This window comes from Flavobacterium sharifuzzamanii, from assembly GCF_003254585.1.
GTDB classification, from domain to species: Bacteria; Bacteroidota; Bacteroidia; order Flavobacteriales; family Flavobacteriaceae; genus Flavobacterium; species Flavobacterium sharifuzzamanii.
In genome coordinates this window covers 348712-367640 of the sequence record NZ_QJGZ01000042.1, presented here as the reverse complement: position 1 = coordinate 367640, position 18929 = coordinate 348712, and the positions used below count along the sequence as shown (strand labels likewise).

Sequence of the window (18929 nt, the reverse complement as noted above, 5' to 3'; positions counted from 1 at the left end):
GTAAGCAATTTAGTTTGTATAGCGGATTACTTAGAGGGTTGTTTTTTGCTATTCAACCCTCTTTTTAAAGATTTTTTACCCATGAAAAAAAATATTTTTTTACTGGGCTTTTTCCTGCTGTTTTCCATATTCGTAAAGGCTCAGATATACAATCCAATAAAATGGAAAACCAGTGTCGAGAAAATTTCTGATACTGAATACGAATTGCAGGCAAAAGCCATTATAGAATCGGGCTGGCATTTGTACAGTCAGGAAGTTGCAGACGGAGGACCGATTCCAACTCATTTTAATTTTATAAAAAGCGCAGATTTTCAGATAACGGATGCTGTAAAAGAAGAAAAAGGAAAAACGGTTAACGATCCTGTCTTTAAAATGCAGATTAAGTTTTTTGAAAAAGAAACGACTTTTAGACAGCGTGTTAAGATACTTTCGTCCAAACCTTTCAAAATCAAGGCAGAAGTTGAATTTATGGTTTGCAATGATGAAAATTGTCTTCCGCCAAGTTCAGACGAATTGGAGTTTGCCGTTAGCCCTTCCGCGAAAGCGAAAACTTTAATAGAAGCTGCTGTAAAAGAAGAAACAAAAACAGAAGTAATAGATTCTTCGGTTACCGAAATAAAAGAAAAAACAGAAGAAATTGTTCCTGAAGAAATTGTAAAAACACCTCAAAAGGAAATTCAAAAAAGCGAACCAAAGACCGAATCTAGAAGTTTATGGACGATTTTTCTATTGTCATTTTTCTCTGGATTTGCAGCATTGCTCACGCCTTGTGTTTTCCCGATGATTCCGATGACGGTGAGTTTTTTTACCAAACAAAGTAAAACCAAATCGCAGGGAATAAGAAAAGCCATTTTTTACGGAATCGCCATTATTGCCATTTATATCTTTTTGGGAGCCGTTGTAACTTGGGTTTTTGGAGCAGATTCGCTTAATGCACTTTCTACAAACGTTTGGTTTAATCTGATCTTTTTTGTGCTTTTAATGATTTTTGCGTTTTCATTTTTAGGTGCATTCGAAATAATGCTTCCAAATGCATGGGCAAACAAAGTCGACTCGCAAGCCGATAGAGGTGGAATTGTCGGAATATTATTTATGGCTTTGGCTCTGGCTATTGTGTCTTTTTCTTGTACGGGACCGATTGTAGGCACTTTACTGGTTGAAGCTGCGTCACGCGGAGGAATCGCACCTTTTGTCGGAATGTTTGGTTTTTCTCTAGCTTTGGCTTTGCCATTTACTTTATTTGCCGCTTTTCCTGGCTGGCTGAATTCGCTTCCAAAATCGGGTGGATGGCTAAATTCTGTAAAAGTGTTTTTGGGGTTTTTAGAAATGGCTCTTGCCTTCAAATTTCTTTCTAATGCCGATTTGGTTTTGCAATTGCATTGGCTGGAAAGAGAAACTTTTCTAGCAATTTGGATTGCCATTTTTGGAACGCTGGCTTTTTATTTGTTCGGAAAAATTCAGTTGCCGCATGATAGTCCAGTTTCAAATATAAGCGTTGGAAGACTTGGATTGGGAGTTTTGGTTTTAGCTTTTACGATTTATTTGATTCCAGGTATTTGGGGTGCACCTCTTAAAATGATCAGTGGTTTTCCGCCGCCAATGCATTACAGCGAAATTCCGAATGGTTTGAATAATGCTTCTTCAGGCGAAATAACGCAAAATCTGCCAGAAGGAGCAGAGCTTGGACCGCATAATATTATGGCTTTTACCGACTATGATTTAGGTATGAAATATGCCAAAAAAATAGGAAAACCGGTTATGATAGATTTTACAGGTCATGCCTGTGTAAACTGCCGAAAAATGGAAGACAATGTTTGGTCTGACGAAAAGGTTCAAAAAATCTTAAAAGGCGATTTGGTTTTAATTTCACTTTATGTAGATGACAAAAGAGAACTGAATCCGCATGAGCAGATTACTTCAAAACTGACGGGAAAAAAATTAAAATATATTGGTCAGAAATGGAGCGAATTCCAAACGCTGACTTATAAAACCAATGCACAACCATTTTATGTTCTAGTTGATCATAACGGAGAAACACTCAACGAAACTTCAGCTTATAATCCAGATATCGAAGAATATTTGAACTGGCTTAAAAAAGGCGTTTCTAATTTTGAGAAAAGCTAATATTTACGGTTTGCATTTTTATTTATAATTGTTGTTGATTAAAAGAAGCTGTTTCACAAAGATTTATATGTCGCTCCGCTGGAGCTCATAATTCTGAGAGATAATCTTTGCTATAAATATTCTGCTCCGCTGGAGCAGTTTTAGATTGATTGTTTCTTAGGAGCTATTGTTACATATTAAGCTTTGATGGAGCAGTTTTAAAAGAAGAGGTTGATTCATTCTCGAGTCAGCCTCTTTTTTTATTTAAATTTTGTAGCTCTGGAGGAGCTTAATATTTATAGACAACAAATACCAAAATATAAGAAGCTCTGGAAGAGCGGCATATTTGACTTCCTCAAGTTTTTTTACATATTTCCTTGTTCTGCTAGGAATATTTCATCTGTAAAAAATAGAATTGCCATTGGTCTTTACATAATTCTGACAAGTGTAAGAATGCCTTGTTAATATAATTTTAAAGTTTTGAATGATTCTAAATTCTAATGTTATTTTAATGTTCTAGAAAAAAATTGGATATAACTTGCGCGCTCATAAAAATTACAGTAAACGCCTTAAATCATTGGAGATTTTGATTCAAAACGATGTGATTTAATTAAATTTTTAGCCTTTTTAGAGTATGTTGAACAAAATTAAAAATAGCTTTTTATGTAAATGCCTTCAGGCGTTGCTTGTTGGCTATTTTCTAATTAGCAGTTTAAACATTTCTAATAGCGTCGGAAGAATTTTAAGCGATAACGCTGAAACGTATACTGTAAAAGGGATTACTTGCAATTTCTTGAAAAAGATCTTCAAATGCGACGGAATTCCAGAAGAATTGGACGATTACAAAACAAAAGATACTAAAACAGCCAAATTAGCAAAAGGAATTCCTTTAATGGAATATCTGGTTTCATCAGAATCGCTGATGCCTAATTTTTATTTTTTAATAGAATCTGAAGGGAAAAAATATATCGATAATACAATATTCTCATTTGGTTTTCATGGTAAAATAGATATACCGCCTCCTCGATTGAATTCATAAATACTTGCTTTTTAAGGATTAGGATAAAAATCTTAATCTATTAATGCGGTTTTTGCCGTATATTTATTCTATGTAATAATCTTGTATTTATACTTAAATTCATGACACCACTCAAACGATTTTACAACTTATTGCAGCTAGATAAGCGCGACGTTTATCAAATTATCTTCTATGCTGCGTTTGCAGGGATAGTAAATCTTTCTCTGCCTTTGGGAATTCAGGCAATTATTAATTTTATTCAAAGCGGACAGCTAAGCGTTTCGTGGATCGTTCTCGTGATTCTTGTTACAGTTGGTGTTGGTTTTGGAGGAGTGCTGAACATTTTACAGCTGCGCATTGTAGAGAATCTGCAGCAGCGAATTTTTGTTCGTTCTTCATTTGAATTTGCCTACAGAATGCCCTTAATTAAATTTAAAGAAATGTACTCAGAGTATGCTCCAGAAAAAGCAAATCGATTTTTTGATACTTTGATGGTCCAGAAAGGAACAGCAAAACTGCTGCTGGATTTCTGTACCGCATTCCTACAAGTAGGTTTGGGAATTATTCTATTAGTTCTTTACCATTCTTTCTTTATGGTAATCGGACTTCTTTTTATTGTCATTTTATATGTCATTTTTAAATTTTCGTACAAAGACGGTTTAGAAACCAGTTTAAACGAATCAAAGTTTAAATATAAAGTTGCAGCATGGCTTCAAGAAATTGCTCGCAACAGAGAAAGCTTCCGTAGAAAAGGAGCTTTTGAATATGCCTTGGAAAGAAATGATGGCTACGTAACCAGCTATGTAAATTACCGCGAAAAACACTTTCAGGTAATGAAAAAACAATATATTCAGCTTACTATTTTTAAAGTAATTGTTACTGCTGCCTTATTATCGATCGGTGGTTTTCTGGTAATTCACCACCAAATGAACATAGGGCAGTTCGTAGCAGCTGAAATTGTAATTGTATTATTGATCAATTCGGTAGAAAAAATCATCTTCGGGCTGGAATCTTTCTATGATGTATTGACTTCTGTCGAAAAAATTGGTCAAGTGACCGATATGGAAACTTCATGTATTCCTCAAACTTCTGGAAAAACAGAAAAAGGAATCAATATCGAAACCGAAAGCATCAGTTACAATTATCCAAAACACAATAAAAAATCGCTTAAGAATATTAATTTGAAAATTTCTCAAGGAGAAAAAATTATTCTTACAGGAACAAACGGCGCAGGAAAAAGTACCTTGTTGAGACTTCTTTCTGGTGTGTTAGAACCAGAAAGCGGGGCCATGTATGTGACTGATAATTATATGAATCGTCTTAATGAAGATACATACAGAGCTCAGGCAGGAACTTTTTTGCAGGGCGATACACTTTTTGCAGGAACAATTCGCGAGAATATTGTTTTTGGAAATGAAGAATTGAATAGTGATGATTTAAAATGGGCTTTAGATAATGTTGGACTGACACCATACATTAAAACTTTCGAAAACGGACTGGAGAATCAAATCCATCCCGGTGGTCGTGAACTTTCTGCTTCTGATGTTCAAAAGATTCTTTTGGCAAGAAGTATTGTAGGGAAACCAAATATCTTATTCTTAGAAGATCCAGTTGATAAAATGGACGAAATTACTTCGAGTAAAATTGTTGATTTTTTACTTTCTGAAGAAAACGACTGGACTGTTATTGTAACTTCTAAAAATGATGTTTGGAAAAGCAAATGCAGTCGTATGATTACGATTGATGACGGAAAAATTATTAACGACATAAAGCTTTAATCATGCTCAACCTATCTAAAGATAACAACGTACTTATAACGCCGGGCAAATACAAATCGATTACAAGCGTTGCCCGAAGACCTCATTACGAGATTTTAAATAAAGTCATAATTGGATTTTTGATTTTTGGTGTTGCCTGTCTTTTTCTGCCTTGGACGCAGAATATTTCGGGAACAGGTTCTGTTACCACTTTAAAACCAGATCAAAGACCGCAAACAGTGCATAATGCTATTGCAGGACGAATTGAAAAATGGTTTGTAAAAGAAGGTGATTATGTAAAAAAAGGAGACACGATACTTTACATTTCGGAGATTAAAGAAGATTACTTGGATCCTAATTTGGTTGACAATACCAAACAGCAGGTAGATGCCAAAAAAATGGCAGCAGAATCGTATGGAGATAAAGTAAATTCTCTTGATGTACAAGCGCAATCGCTGACTACCGAAAGGCAGTTGAAATTACAGCAGGCACAAAACAAAATTCGTCAGTCACAGCTTAAAATAAAAAGTGACAGTATGGATTTGGTTGCGGTAAAAACACAGCTTCGAATTGCAAAAACACAGTTTGATCGTTCGACGGCTTTGAATAAAGAAGGTTTAAAACCAATGACCGATGTCGAGCAGAAAAGATTAAAATTGCAAGAATCGGAAGCGTATGTAATTACGCAGGAGAATAAATTATTGAGCAGTAAAAACGAATTGATAAATGCAAAAGTAGAAATCAGTAGAATCACTGCTGAATATGCTGAAAAAATATCAAAATCAAGAAGCGATAAATTTACCGCTCTAAGCACACAATACGATACAGAAGCTCAGGTAAATAAACTAGAAAATCAATATACCAATTACAGATTAAGAAATGGTTTGTATTACATTACAGCGCCACAGAGCGGTTATGTAAACCGTGCTTTATTGGCTGGTCTTGGAGAAACAATTAAAGAAGGAACTCCTGTTGTAAGCATCATGCCGTCTAAATATGATATTGCTGTAGAAACGTATGTAGATCCAATCGATTTGCCTTTGGTTCATAAAGGAGCAAAAGTTCGCGTTTGGTTTGATGGTTGGCCTAGAATCGTATTTTCTGGATGGCCTGGATTGTCTTATGGAACTTACGGGGGTAAAGTTGTAGCTATAGAGAATTTTATTAGTCCAAACGGAAAATACAGAATTCTGGTTTCGCCAGATGGAGAAGATCGCCATTGGCCAAAAGAATTGAGTATTGGAGCAGGAGCACAAAGTATTGCATTGTTAGAAACCGTTTCGGTTTGGTATGAGATTTGGCGAAATTTAAATGGTTTCCCACCAAACTATTATAATTCAGGAGAAAAAGAAGAAAAAGGAAAGGAGAAAAAGTAAAATGAGAAATCTTGTAAAATTGTTTTCTTTCTTATTTCTATTGAGTTTTTCTACACTGCAGAGCCAGAATTTTAATCAAGAGGAACTTACTTTTATCGAGTATTTGGGATATGTAAAAAAATATCATCCGCTGGTAAAACAAGCCAATCTTGAAGTGACAAACGCTCAAGCAAAATTGATGCTGGCTCGAGGCGGATTTGATCCAAAAATTGAAGTAGATTACAATAAGAAAGAATTTAAAGGCACAGAATACTATTCGATATTAAACAGCAGTTTTAAAATTCCGACTTGGTATGGAATTGAAGTAAAAGCTGGTTTTGACGATACAGAAGGACAATATCTTAACCCGCAAAACAAAACCCCAGAAGCAGGTTTAACTTCTTTGGGAGTTAGTGTGGCTCTTGGGCAGGGAATGTTCATCAACCAAAGAATGGCCGATGTTAGAGAAGGAAAGCTTAATGTAAAATTAAGTGATGCTCAAAGAAAACTAAGAGCAATCGAAATTTTATATCAGGCAAGTGAAGCTTATTTTGAATGGAGAAAAAGCTACAACGAAGCTGAACTGTATAAAAATTATTTAGGTTTTGCCAGTACTCGTTTTGAAGGAGTTAAAAAGCTAATTGCAGCAGGTGATGCGCCAGCAATTGACAGTGTTGAAGCTAAAATTACAGTTAGAAACAGAGAACTGAATGTTGAAAACGGAAATTTAAAATTAGCAAAAGCAAAATTGAAACTGGCGAATTTTTTATGGATTGAAAATGTTCCTGTTGAATTGGGAGATTTGGTAAAACCAGAGCAGAATCTAATTCAAACGATAGAAGAAACTTTAAAGACAGATGCTATGATGGTCGATGTTGAATCGTTAGATTCACATCCAAAAATTCAGTCTTTAGAAACTAAAATGGATATTTTAGAGGTCAACCGCCAGCTAAAAGCCAATTCGTTGCTTCCGAAAATCAATGTGGGATATAACTACATTTCAGAACCCAATTACTGGAATAATTTTAATGCCGATGATTATAAGTTCAACGTCGATTTCAGCTTTCCTATTTTCTTAAGAAAAGAACGCGGAAGCTTAAAAATGGCAAAACTGAAGATTCAGGATATGCAGTTTGATATTGGACAACAGCGCTTGGAACTTAAGAATAAAATTAAAGCACAGCAGACCGAAATTGCATCATTAAGAAAACAGAAAGTTGTAATTGACAATCTTGTAAAAGATTATATGACGATGCTGAATTCAGAAGAAAAATTATTCTCGTTTGGCGAAAGTTCCATTTTCTTGATTAATTCTAGAGAAAACAATTTGGTTAGCGCAAAATTGTCGCAAATCAGTTTAGAGAATCAGTTTTATCTGTCAAATGCCGAATTGTACAAAATATTGGCAAATCCAGATTAACAAATTTCGATGGATAATTGGATAGTTGAAATTTATAGGAATCTAATATGTCGCTCCTCTGGAGCTTCTGAATTGGGAAGCATAGATTTTTAGCTATAAATATTTCGCTCTTCCAGAGCTTTAAAAAGTCACGGCGGGATTATATAGCGGTAGTCCCAGCGGGACTAAATATTTATAGAAATGTATGGTTGATCTATAAAATAGCCCCAGAGGGGCGAAATATTATGTGTACACAAAAATAACAGTCAGCTTTGTACCTGTCTGCATTTTATTAATTTTCAGAATTTGAATTAAAAAAGCTTTAGATATTTTTCTAAAGCTTTTTTGTTTTGAAAGAATGTTCAAAAAGCGGTTTCATATTATAACATGAAACCGCTTTTTTTTAAAGTAAAAAACATCTTTATTTAAATTTGATAGACTTTCTTATTTCGAAGCCGTGTAATTTAATATTGACGAATTATGAGTTTATTAAAAAAGAGTTTTCTTTTATTCTGTTGCATCATCCTTTCTCAAGTTTTAAAAGCCCAAGATGCTCCTTACACAATGGGATTTATTCCAGCATCTATAAGCGAAGTTGATGTTGCGTTTCCGTTAATAGAAAAATGGCATTTGAGCGGTCAGGCAGATATGCAGCTCGTTACTCAAGGCGCTTACACAAACGGAAATCCTTTTGAATATACACAGCGTAAAGTAATAAGACCTTGGATTGTTTATTCTGGTTTAAAAAATATGAAGCTTTGGTTGGGATATGCACACAATCAGAAATATGCAATAGAAGAAGCTGGGAATTACAAAACTTTAGAAAACAGACTTATCGTTATGGGAACCTATACTCAGGAAATGCCCAAAGGATCTCTTTTTGAACAAGTGCGATTTGAAACCAAGTTTTTTGATGACAGAAACGGCAATCACCAGACAATACCTAGAATAAGAGCACGTTTTGGAGTCAATCATTATTTGAGACAAAGCAAAGAAAAACCAATTTTTCTAGCGCCTAATATTGGGTATTATACCGAATTGATGTTGAAATTTGCTTCTAAAGATTATGCCGACGAACATTTCGATATTTTCAGATTATCGGTTTATTATACTGCCGGAATTACGCCAAACATTCATTTTTTAGCGGGAGTAATCGGTCAGATGCAGTTACGCACAAACGGAACTCAATTTGATGTTTACTACGGGCCAATGGTTTCATTAAAATATAGCGTAAAACCAAAAGAACGCGAAACATTTGATAGCGTCGATGGCGGTGCAGATTAACCAAATTATTTCTAGTGATTTTAAAAGAGTTTATTTTGCTAAAAACTTATAATATTTAACTTTGGAGCGTTATAAGAAATAAACAAAATGAAACAAGCGATTATAAATGCTGTCGTACACACAGGAGAAGAAATAATAGAAAATGGAGTTGTAGTTGTAGAAAACGGAACTATTATTTCGGTTCAAAAAGAAATTCCAAACAATGTCGAGACAATCGATTTAAAAGGAAATCACCTATCGGCAGGATTTATAGATATTCAGATTAATGGCGGAGAAAAGTATTATTTCAGCCAGACTCCAAATGAAGAAACTATTCAGGATATTTATGATGCCAGTTTAAAATACGGTACAACGCATGTTTTACCTTGTCTAATATCCTCTTCAAAAGAAACCATTTTAGAAGGTATCGAAGCGGTTCGCAATTATATGAAAAAACATAAGAATGGCGTAATCGGAATGCATTTAGAAGGACCATTTTTAAATCCGTTACGACGCGGTGCGCACAGTATCGATCAGGTTCGAAAACCGACTGATGAAGAACTCGAAGAAATCATCAGTAAAGGAAAAGACGTTATTAAAGTTATCACTATTGCTCCTGAATGTTTTACAGAAAAACAATTAAATATGCTGATTGAAAGCGGTATTACAATTTCAATCGGACATTCGACTATTACGCATAAAGAAGCACAACCGTATTTCGCAAAAGGAATTAATCTTGTAACACATTTGTTTAATGCCATGACACAGTTTGGACATCGTGAGCCAGGACTAGTAGGCGCAGTTTTTGAAAACGAAGAAGTGTATGCTCCAGTAATTTTAGACGGCGTGCATTGCGATTACGCTGCTGCTAAAATTGCATATAAGTTAAAACAAGAAAAATTCTTCTTAATAAGTGATGCTACATTTTTAGGACGCAAAGTTGCCAATTTCAAATGGGATAATTTTGATGCTCATTTAGTAGACGGCTTTTACAGAAACGAAGACGGAAATCTCGCAGGCGCTTCAATTTCAATGACAGAAGCAGTGCAAAATGCTTATAATCATCTACATGTTTCGGTAGATGAAGCAATAAAAATGGCAACCACAAGAGTAGCAACAGCAATTGGTGTGGAAGAAAAAGTAGGAAAAATCAAGACAGGTTTTCCTGCAAGTTTTGTACAATTTGATTCTGATTTAGCTACAATCAAAACTTTAGATTTTAGGCAATAGAAACTTTAAAACCTGACCGTTAAGTATAGTGGAAGTTTACTAAAAGAATATTTTTAGTAAACTTTTGGTTCGTATTTTTCTGTCAATTTCCTTGTATATACAAAGTATGTTTATAGTTTTGCACGGATATTTAACCCCAAACCTACTAACATACTGATGAGAAAAAGCACCCACTTTTTTGTATTTGCCGTATTGGCAAGTATCTTTTTTGGCTGTAGTGACGATGCAGATTCGTACAAGCCAAATTATCTGCCAACTATAGATGCCACAACTTTACCTGCAGAAAATAAACCTATGACGATGTTTGAAGATGACGAAAGTCCTTCAAAAATGTACGACAAAACAGACCGATGGTTTAGAGTAAACGAACCGCTTCAAGTTATCCAAAAAGGAAAAGATTCTGTACAGATTTCGTTGTATTCTCCAGTTGGACTTACAAATGTGAAAATCTATGCGAAATTGCCAAACTATGATAAAAAGTTTGTGATTTATACTTTTTCTAAAATACCAGCTTTTCATCGTTCATTTCATAAACTTCCTTTAACAGAAAAGGCAAACGATTATTTACTAGAAACAGGAAATACGGTAACAATCGAGAAAATAGAAGGATTTTCTTCTGGAGCAATTCAATTTTCTGTAGAATCGGATGATCCATTATTTCAAAAATTCAAAAAAATAAAATCAAATCATTTGGTTCAGTTTCATGATGGATACCACATTAATGAAATGGGTAAATTTCTCCCTATGAATCCAGCTTTGGCAAAAGAAGCGATTACCATGATTATTAATTATTCTTATGCCTTGAGCCATCCATTGTATTACAGCACATTTACCAATTTTGACAAATACAAACAAGAACAGGCCGCTGCAGCTGGAACAGGTATAAACGGTGCGCTAAACTGGCATGGAAATGCAGAGGATGTAGATGGTGTTTATGATTATTATTCTAAAGAAGAAATCGAAAAAATATACTGGAATTATCTAGATAAAAGAACCGTTTGGATGGCAATGGTTGGAGGAGATTCTGCTTGGGGCGGAGGAAATCTGGCATCGCAATGGGAATCGGGTTACGTAACTGGACATTGGGTTGGAGAAATGTCTGTTTGGTCGCATGAATATTCACATCATATTGGTTTTAGTCATAGCAGTAATTTAGCAAATAGCGGAGAAGGCGGTGGACAGCAAGAAATGCTGACTCATTTCTATAAGTATCTAATTCATCTGAATGATCTTCCTTTTACAGATCCAGATGTTTTAAAAACGTATGCAAAAACAGCTTATGTAAAAGGAACTTATAAAAAGCCAGTGTTTAAAATTGACCCGAAAAATCCATTTTTACTAAAATATAAAGGTGAAGGAAAATGGAATTAAAATATAAAACAATGATGAAGAATATTTTGCCCCTAATATTTACTCTTTGCTTTTTTACCAATTGCAGCAAAGACGACAATGAAACCAAAGATTATAGCTATTATTACCCTACAGACGAAGCTTCGATAACAGCGGAAAATATTCCTGGAAGTACCGAGGCTTTTGATCCAAAAGGAATTGCAGTTGCAAACGAGAAACTATACGTTATCAATGGAAATGTTTTAGAAGTATTTAATGCTCTGACATTAGCTCACATTAAAACAATTAAAGAATATACAAAAGGAACAACAACAATTCCGTTGACAAGTTTGACTTCGGTTGCGGTTGACAATGGACGTATTTATGTAGGAAGTACAGAATCTAGATTATTTGTTTTTGATGAAACTACAAATGCAGGAATCAGTACGGTTGGAAACGGACAATGGTGGCAGACTTTTGTGCACGTTTTTGGTGTTGTAGTAAAAGACGGATTGATATTCGTAAAGGAAAAAGAGAAAAGCATTAAAGTATTTGAAACTTCTCAGATTACGGAAACAAGCAATTGGAATTTAGAGCCAATTGCTAAATTAAATACCTTAAATGGCTACACAGAAGTATATTCTATGGATGTGTATGGCGGAAATCTTGTGGTTGCAGGAAGAGATGCAAAAAGCTATCTGTACTATGATATCGCAAACATTAAAGCAAATGCTAAGAATTCGCTAACAACTCCAATTGAACCAGATAAATTACAATTTGTCGACATAAAACCAATTGCAGTTTCTTTTAGTAAAGATTGGGCGGTAACTACAGAAAATGAAGGAAGCACATCTTATTTAAGATTGTATCCAAAAGAAGAATTTATCAGAAAGAACTACAAAGCGGTTTTAAATGCTTCAGATATTTTTGGCGAGAATAAGTTCGGAACTATTGTGGGAACTGCACAGCTTGATGATCGTATTTTCTTGTCAGATAATACCAATAAGAAAATTAGAGTGGTAAAACTCAACAAATCGGCAATTGCAGAACAAAACAACTAGTTTTAAATTCCAATTTTAAAAATTCCAAATTCCAATCCCGAAGTCTCGGAACAAATTGGAATTTGGATTTTTTTTTAATTGAAATGAAATTTGGAATTTGGATTTTTCAAGATTGGAATTTCAAAGTAACCTATTAAATTGATAGGGTATTAAAAGTTTTGATAATTTATAGCTAAAAATTAAAAATAACTGTTTAAATTTGCACTCGCTATGAAGAAAGATAACCAGAAAATGAATAATTATTATCGTTACAGCATGATGTGCTGTGCTATTGTAATGGTATTTATTGATCTGGCTTAATATATAAAATGATAAAATTTATTTCAAGAAAGCCTTTCAACTAATTAATGGAAGGCTTTTTTGTTTTTAAACTGTAAAGAATGATTGAATTAAAAAATGTAACCAAAACTTTTCATCAGAAAGACAGAATTGTTGCTGCTTTGTCTGATGTCTCTTTAAAGGTTCCTGAAGGGAAAATTTTTGGTGTAATTGGAACTTCCGGAGCAGGAAAAAGTACGCTGATTCGCTGCGTGAATTTGTTGGAAAGACCAACTTCTGGCGAAATTATCGTTGACGGAAAAGCTTTAATGCAGTTATCAAACGCAGAACTGGCGATTGAAAGAAGACAAATCGGAATGATTTTTCAGCATTTTAATCTGCTTTCTTCAAGAACGGTTTTCGAAAATGTGGCTTTTCCCCTTGAATTGGCTGGAACTTCAAAAAGTGAAATCAAAACTCGTGTTTTAGAATTATTGCAGTTAGTCGGATTGGCAGAAAAAGCCAACGATTATCCAGCAAGTCTTTCGGGAGGTCAGAAGCAAAGAGTAGCGATTGCAAGAACTTTAGCCAATAATCCGAAAGTTTTATTGTGTGATGAAGCAACAAGTGCGCTAGATCCTGCAACAACTAGATCGATTTTAAATTTACTGAAAGACATTAACAAACGTCTTAATATTACCGTTTTACTAATTACACACCAAATGGAAGTTGTAAAATCTATTTGTGATGAAGTTGCAGTTATTAGTCACGGAAAATTAATCGAACAGGGAAGTGTTGGAGAAATTTTCGCCGACCCAAAACATGAATTGACAAGAGAATTTATTTCTTCTTCGCTTCATATCGAAGTTCCATCTGTTTATCAGGAAAAATTGCAAAAAGAAGACAATGGAAATCTGAATCCGTTATTGAAACTGGAAATGACAGGAAAATCGGTTAATGAGCCTGTTATCTCAGAAGTTTCAAGACTTTTTGATACCGATTTTAAAATCGTTAGTGCACAAATGGATCAGGCGGGCGAAGTGAATTTTGGCGTAATGCTGATTGAACTTTCAGGAAAACGCGAAAATTACGATGCTGCCATTCAATATTTTAATTCAAAACATATTAAAACAGAAATTATAGGTTATGTCTGATTCTCTTATAGATTTATTGTTAAAAGGAACATGGGAAACCATTGTTATGACTTTTGTATCGGGCTTTTTCGGTTTTTTGTTAGGACTTCCAACAGGAATTTTATTGTTCTTAACTCGTAAAAATCAAATTCTAGAACAGCCAGTTTTAAACAGAACATTATCGGTATTGGTGAACGTTTTTCGTTCTATTCCATTCATTATTTTAATCGTTTGGATGATTCCGTTTACACGTGCCATTGTCGGTACTTCAATTGGTGTGAGTGCGGCTTTGGTTCCATTGAGCATTGGCGCGGCGCCATTTATTGCTCGTTTAGTAGAAAACAGCTTGCTAGGTTTACCGTCAGGATTAATTGAAGCGGCAAGAGCTTTGGGAGCAACTCCTTTGCAAATTGTGTACAAAGTATTATTGCCAGAAGCTTTGCCTTCTTTAATTAATGCAGCTTCAATTACTTTAATTACCCTTGTCGGATATTCTGCAATGGGCGGAGCTGTTGGAGCAGGAGGTTTAGGACAAGTTGGATACCAGTACGGTTATATTGGTTATGATGCCGTAACAATGAACTCGGTTTTGGCTTTACTGGTTATTTTAGTATTCGTGATTCAGTTTGCGGGAGATAGATTATCAAAACGATTCGATCATAGATAAGATTTAGTCGAAAGGCGAAAGTCAAAAGTCGAAAGTGAAATGTTAGAAGTTTAAAATTTAAGAAATATACAATTATTATGAAAAGAAATATTTTAAAAATAGCTGGAGTTTTGGCTTTGGCGCTTGTTTTATCCAATTGCGGAAAAAGTAAAAATAATGATCCTCATTTTATAAAAGTGGGTGTGGCTTCAGGTCCAGAATTGAAAGTGGCAGAAGCGGCTAAAAAAGTGGCAAAAGAAAAATACGGATTGGAAGTAGAATTAGTTTCTTTCAACGATTATGTGATTCCAAACGAAGCTTTGAGCCAGGGAGATATTGATGCAAATGCTTTTCAACACAAACCGTATTTAGACGAACAATCAAAACAGCGTGGTTACAAATTGGCTATTATCGGAAAAACGTTTGTGTATCCGATTGCAGCTTATTCTAAAAAAATAAAGAGCCTTTCTGAATTGAAAAACGAAAGCACGATTATTATTCCAAACGATCCAACAAACGGAGGACGTTCTTTATTGCTTTTACAAAAAAACGGATTATTGAAGCTGAAAGATGGTGTTGGTTTATTGCCAAAGGTAACTGACATTGTGAGCAATCCTAAAAACTTAAAAATATTAGAATTAGAAGCGCCTCAATTGCCTCGTGCATTAGACGACGAAAATGTTTCTATTGCGATCATCAACAATACATTTGCTTCTGCAGCAGGATTGGTTCCTTCTCGTGACGCTTTATTTGTTGAGGATAAAGAATCGCCTTATGTAAATTTGGTGGTAAGTCGTGAAGACAATAAAAACGAAGAAAAAGTAAAGCAGTTTTTACAAGCTTTCCAATCTCCAGAAGTTGAAAAAGCAGCCGAGCAAGAATTTAAAGGCGGAGCAGTAAAAGGCTGGTAAGAAAATACTATTTACGATTAAAAGATCTCATTTATTGAGGTCTTTTTTTTGTAAAAAAATATGGGCAAAGAACAGCTGAATATCGCAACCGCTAGAGTCAATTGGGGGTTGATAATTGGTTGCTTTAATTATGTTAATCCAGCTGAATATGCCAATTACACCACTGATAACCCCTGAAATAAGTGTATTGAGTGGCGAAATTGATAGCTTCTTTACCCATACTATTTTGATATTCCATAACATTAGAAGATCAATTATAACGTAAAAATTCAATAAGTTTTTTTTGAATTAAAATTCTATTTCAAAGTTACTTCCAACAGGGCTTTTTTGCGTTATAGGATTAACTTTACAATTTATATAATTGTCAGTACTCTAAAATGCTCATTATTGCGTGACAATTGCAAGACATTCGTCTAAAATAGAAACGGCTTTTTCCATTTCTTCTTTCTCTAAATGCCCAAATCCTAAACGTGTTGCAGTAAGGTTTTTGGTTTGATATAAAATGGTTTTTGGCAGAAATAAACCATTTTTAGAACATTCTTTTTGAAACTGAATCAGATTAAAATGATCTAGCCATTCGACCCAAATTGCCAATCCTCTTGGTGGCACTTTAAACTTGATTTTGCCTTTGAGTTTTTCATTTAGAATTGAAACAAAATGATCGCGTCGTTCTTTATAGATTTTTTTATTTTTCTTAGAAAGACGATGCACTTCGCCTTCGGTAATCCATTCAGTAAGAACTTGTTCCTTTATGACGTCAATTCTGGGTTCTAAGATGTTTTGATGCTTTTCGAGTTCTTTAATAAACTCCGCAGGAGCCGCAACAAAACCGTAGCTAAAACCAGATGGCAATGATCTCCCAAAAGATCCAATATAAACCACTTTCTGATTGGAATCAAAAGCGGCTAATGGCAGAACAGGATTATTATCGTAATGAAACTCAAAATCGTAATCATCTTCCAAAATCACAAATCCGTATTGATTGGCCAAATCTAAAACTTCTATTCTTTTTTTAGCGCTAAGCGAAATGGTGGTCGGATAATGATAATTGGATGTTAAATATAAAACCCTGATTTTGGTCGTTTCACAAATTTCTTTTAAACGTTTCGTATCAATTCCGTCTTCATTTACCGGAATAGAAATGATCTGCGCTCCCGTATTGGTCAGCGTCATATTTGACATATAATAACCCGGCGAAGCTACGATGACTTTATCGCCTGGAGTAATAAGTACTTTTGTAACCAGATACAAAGCGATTTCGTGACTGCTTGCCGTAAGAAGATTTGAAGTTGAAATACGAATTCCTCGGGTAAGATTCAGATAATTAGAAAAATGAGTTTTAAAATTCGAATGTGAACGCAATTCTATCTGCTCGTAGGTTTTAGATGTTTTTCGTCTTTTTAATTTCGAAACATATAATCTGGCCAAAACATCGGTTTGAACCAATCGTAAATCGGGCATTCCGTCATTAAATTGATGCGGCAGGTTACTGATTTCAATCGGACTTTCTAGAATAGTAGAACGCTGAAAACTGAAACCAATATTGTCTGGAGTGGTATTTTGTTCTTTCGATATACTAAATTCAGCTTTGTTTTTTTGTTTTTGCTGCGATAAAATAAAAGTTCCCTTATTTGGAAGTGTTTCAATCCAGCCTTGTGATTCTAAATCCTGAAAGGCTTTGATTAAAGTGTTTCGGTTAACAGAAAGCACCTTACATAAAATTCTAGTGCCAGGAAGTTTGGTGCCTTCGGGAAGAAAACCCGTTTGTATGGCTTTGATAAATTCAAAAACAAGCTGCAGATAAATAGCAGTGCTTTCTTCTGGTTTAAGCTGAATAAAGCTTTTAAAAGGAATTTCAACCGGACTATCCATAATTTATAAACTGACACTTTTGTTGGTACGGCAAGATACTGCTTTTCTTAAAATTTTTAGAAAAAAAGAAAAATGATCTTTACATAAGTGCTAGAACGATGACCAAATCAAACTATTAAGTCCGGCTGAAATAGTATATATTTAAATTTTAACACATAGAGACATAGTTTTTTTAGAAAAAAAGATGGCAAAAGAAACAAGTTTCCACACATAGCAAGCTATGTTTATTTAAATTAGTGAAACGCCTTTTTAAGTTTGCAAGACTATGTTTCTATGTGTTAAAAAAAATAGTTAGACTTTAAAAATCAATTTCTTTTTGTAGAAAATCCATAAGATAAACGACCAAAAAACAGCATAAGATAAAGCATAAGCGAGTGATGCATTTAAAGGATTCTCAAAACAAGGAACAATTCCGTGGTTATATATATACGCTTGGAGTCCAATTTCTTCGCCAGCTTTTTCAGGGTCGGCTACTTTTATACCGCTTAAAACTCTCGGAATTATTCCAGAAAAGAAAAATACAATCATCGGATTTACACCCCAGATCAGGAATAGTTTAGTCCATTTTTTATGCCCTTTAATATCAATTATATAATACAAAAGCGTTAAACATAATGTTGCAATTCCAGCTGTGTATAAAACATAAGAACTTGTCCAAAGTGATTTATTGATAGGAAAGAAGATGTTCCAAATCAAACCTCCAATTACTAAAGCAGTTCCTGCAATGGCGGTCTTTTTTACGATTTCCATTTTATCAACCGATAAGTTTAATAGTTGGCCAATGTACATTCCTAGAATTCCGGTTCCAATGGCAGGCAAAGTGCTTAAGATTCCTTCTGGATCCCAAGTTTTTGATGAAGCCCATAAATGTCCGTTTAGAAGTGTATCGTCAATCCAAGCGGCAAGATTGGTTCCTTTGTCGAAATTGGCAGGACCAAATCCAGGAACGGGAACAAAAGCCATTACAAGCCAATATCCAATTAAAAGTGTGGCTAAAACTAAAAGTTGCGTTTTTAAATTAGTCTTTAAATACAAAATAGAAGTAAAGAAATACACAATCGCAATTCGCTGTAACACACCTGGAATTCTGGTGTCTTCAAAATGTTCAAGTCCACTAAATGATAATGAGATAAGAATTAGAAATACTCCAACGGCAAGAATAGTTTTGACTTTCATTGAAAAGTTTCCTAAAAGGGCATAAGCAACGGCAAAAGCAATTACTAATCTTAATCCTAATAACGGAATTCCTTCCAAACCAAATAAATGAATTCTGCTGAAAACGCTTAAAAATAATCCTAAACAGAAGATTCGTAGAGAACGAACTAAAATTTTATTGAAAACGCTTCCGTCAAAATGTTTTACAGGCATTGCAAACGGAATTGCAGTTCCCATAATAAAAACAAAAAACGGGAAAACTAGATCAGTAGGCGTGCAACCATGCCATTCGGCGTGTTCTAGGGGCGGATAAATAGATGACCAGCTTCCCGGATTATTGACAATCGTCATTAAGAGAATAGTAAATCCTCTGAAGACATCGAGTGAGGTTAAACGTTCTTTTGTCATTGGGTTTTATATTTTATGGTTGATAGTTTAT

The 18929-nt window shown here is 34.6% G+C and carries 14 protein-coding genes; 12 read left to right on the top strand and 2 right to left on the bottom strand.

Going from position 1 to position 18929, the window contains the following annotated elements; genetic code table 11:
• Positions 1 to 81 precede the first annotated feature (81 nt).
• The 12 genes from DMA14_RS21260 to metQ all read left to right on the top strand — a co-directional run bounded on the left by DMA14_RS21260 (position 82) and on the right by metQ (position 15463).
• The gene (locus DMA14_RS21260; RefSeq protein WP_111426497.1) at positions 82 to 2124 is read left to right on the top strand and encodes a protein-disulfide reductase DsbD family protein; all 2043 of its coding nucleotides are present in this window, start codon (positions 82 to 84) and stop codon (positions 2122 to 2124) included.
• 613 nt (positions 2125 to 2737) lie between these two features.
• A complete protein-coding gene (locus DMA14_RS21255) occupies positions 2738 to 3142 on the top strand; it encodes a hypothetical protein (RefSeq protein ID WP_111426496.1) in 405 nt (134 codons plus the stop codon).
• A gap of 101 nt (positions 3143 to 3243) precedes the next feature.
• Positions 3244 to 4899 (top strand): peptidase domain-containing ABC transporter, encoded by a 1656-nt coding sequence (locus DMA14_RS21250; protein ID WP_111426495.1) that lies wholly within the window; start codon positions 3244 to 3246, stop codon positions 4897 to 4899.
• Positions 4900 to 4901: 2 nt separating this feature from the next.
• Complete coding sequence (locus tag DMA14_RS21245) at positions 4902 to 6254, top strand: HlyD family secretion protein (protein ID WP_111426494.1); 1353 nt, start codon at positions 4902 to 4904, stop codon at positions 6252 to 6254.
• A gap of 1 nt (position 6255) precedes the next feature.
• Positions 6256 to 7653, top strand: a complete 1398-nt coding sequence (locus tag DMA14_RS21240) for a TolC family protein (protein WP_111426493.1) — start codon at positions 6256 to 6258, stop codon at positions 7651 to 7653.
• 459 nt (positions 7654 to 8112) lie between these two features.
• Positions 8113 to 8916, top strand: coding sequence for a DUF2490 domain-containing protein (locus DMA14_RS21235; RefSeq protein WP_111426492.1), 804 nt, complete (start codon positions 8113 to 8115; stop codon positions 8914 to 8916).
• 87 nt (positions 8917 to 9003) lie between these two features.
• Positions 9004 to 10125: an N-acetylglucosamine-6-phosphate deacetylase gene (gene nagA / locus DMA14_RS21230; protein WP_111426491.1), complete on the top strand. Its 1122-nt coding sequence runs from the start codon at positions 9004 to 9006 to the stop codon at positions 10123 to 10125.
• 156 nt (positions 10126 to 10281) lie between these two features.
• Positions 10282 to 11496 (top strand): hypothetical protein, encoded by a 1215-nt coding sequence (locus tag DMA14_RS21225; protein WP_111426490.1) that lies wholly within the window; start codon positions 10282 to 10284, stop codon positions 11494 to 11496.
• 11 nt (positions 11497 to 11507) lie between these two features.
• Positions 11508 to 12515, top strand: coding sequence for an NHL repeat-containing protein (locus DMA14_RS21220; RefSeq protein ID WP_238990018.1), 1008 nt, complete (start codon positions 11508 to 11510; stop codon positions 12513 to 12515).
• 380 nt (positions 12516 to 12895) lie between these two features.
• Positions 12896 to 13927, top strand: a complete 1032-nt coding sequence (gene metN / locus DMA14_RS21215) for a methionine ABC transporter ATP-binding protein MetN (RefSeq protein ID WP_111426488.1) — start codon at positions 12896 to 12898, stop codon at positions 13925 to 13927.
• Entirely contained in the window at positions 13920 to 14573 is a 654-nt protein-coding gene (locus DMA14_RS21210) for a methionine ABC transporter permease MetI (RefSeq protein WP_111426487.1), read from the top strand. Before metN ends, DMA14_RS21210 begins: the two co-directional genes overlap by 8 nt.
• 77 nt (positions 14574 to 14650) lie before the next feature.
• Positions 14651 to 15463, top strand: a complete 813-nt coding sequence (gene metQ, locus DMA14_RS21205) for a methionine ABC transporter substrate-binding lipoprotein MetQ (protein WP_111426486.1) — start codon at positions 14651 to 14653, stop codon at positions 15461 to 15463.
• Between the two features lie 384 nt (positions 15464 to 15847).
• Here the strand turns inward: metQ and DMA14_RS21195 are convergent, their stop codons facing one another.
• The gene (locus DMA14_RS21195) at positions 15848 to 17335 is read right to left on the bottom strand and encodes an aminotransferase-like domain-containing protein (protein ID WP_111426485.1); all 1488 of its coding nucleotides are present in this window, start codon (positions 17333 to 17335) and stop codon (positions 15848 to 15850) included.
• Positions 17336 to 17626: 291 nt separating this feature from the next.
• On the bottom strand, positions 17627 to 18898 hold the full coding sequence (locus DMA14_RS21190) for an acyltransferase family protein (RefSeq protein WP_111426484.1): 1272 nt from the start codon (positions 18896 to 18898) through the stop codon (positions 17627 to 17629).
• Positions 18899 to 18929 lie beyond the last annotated feature (31 nt).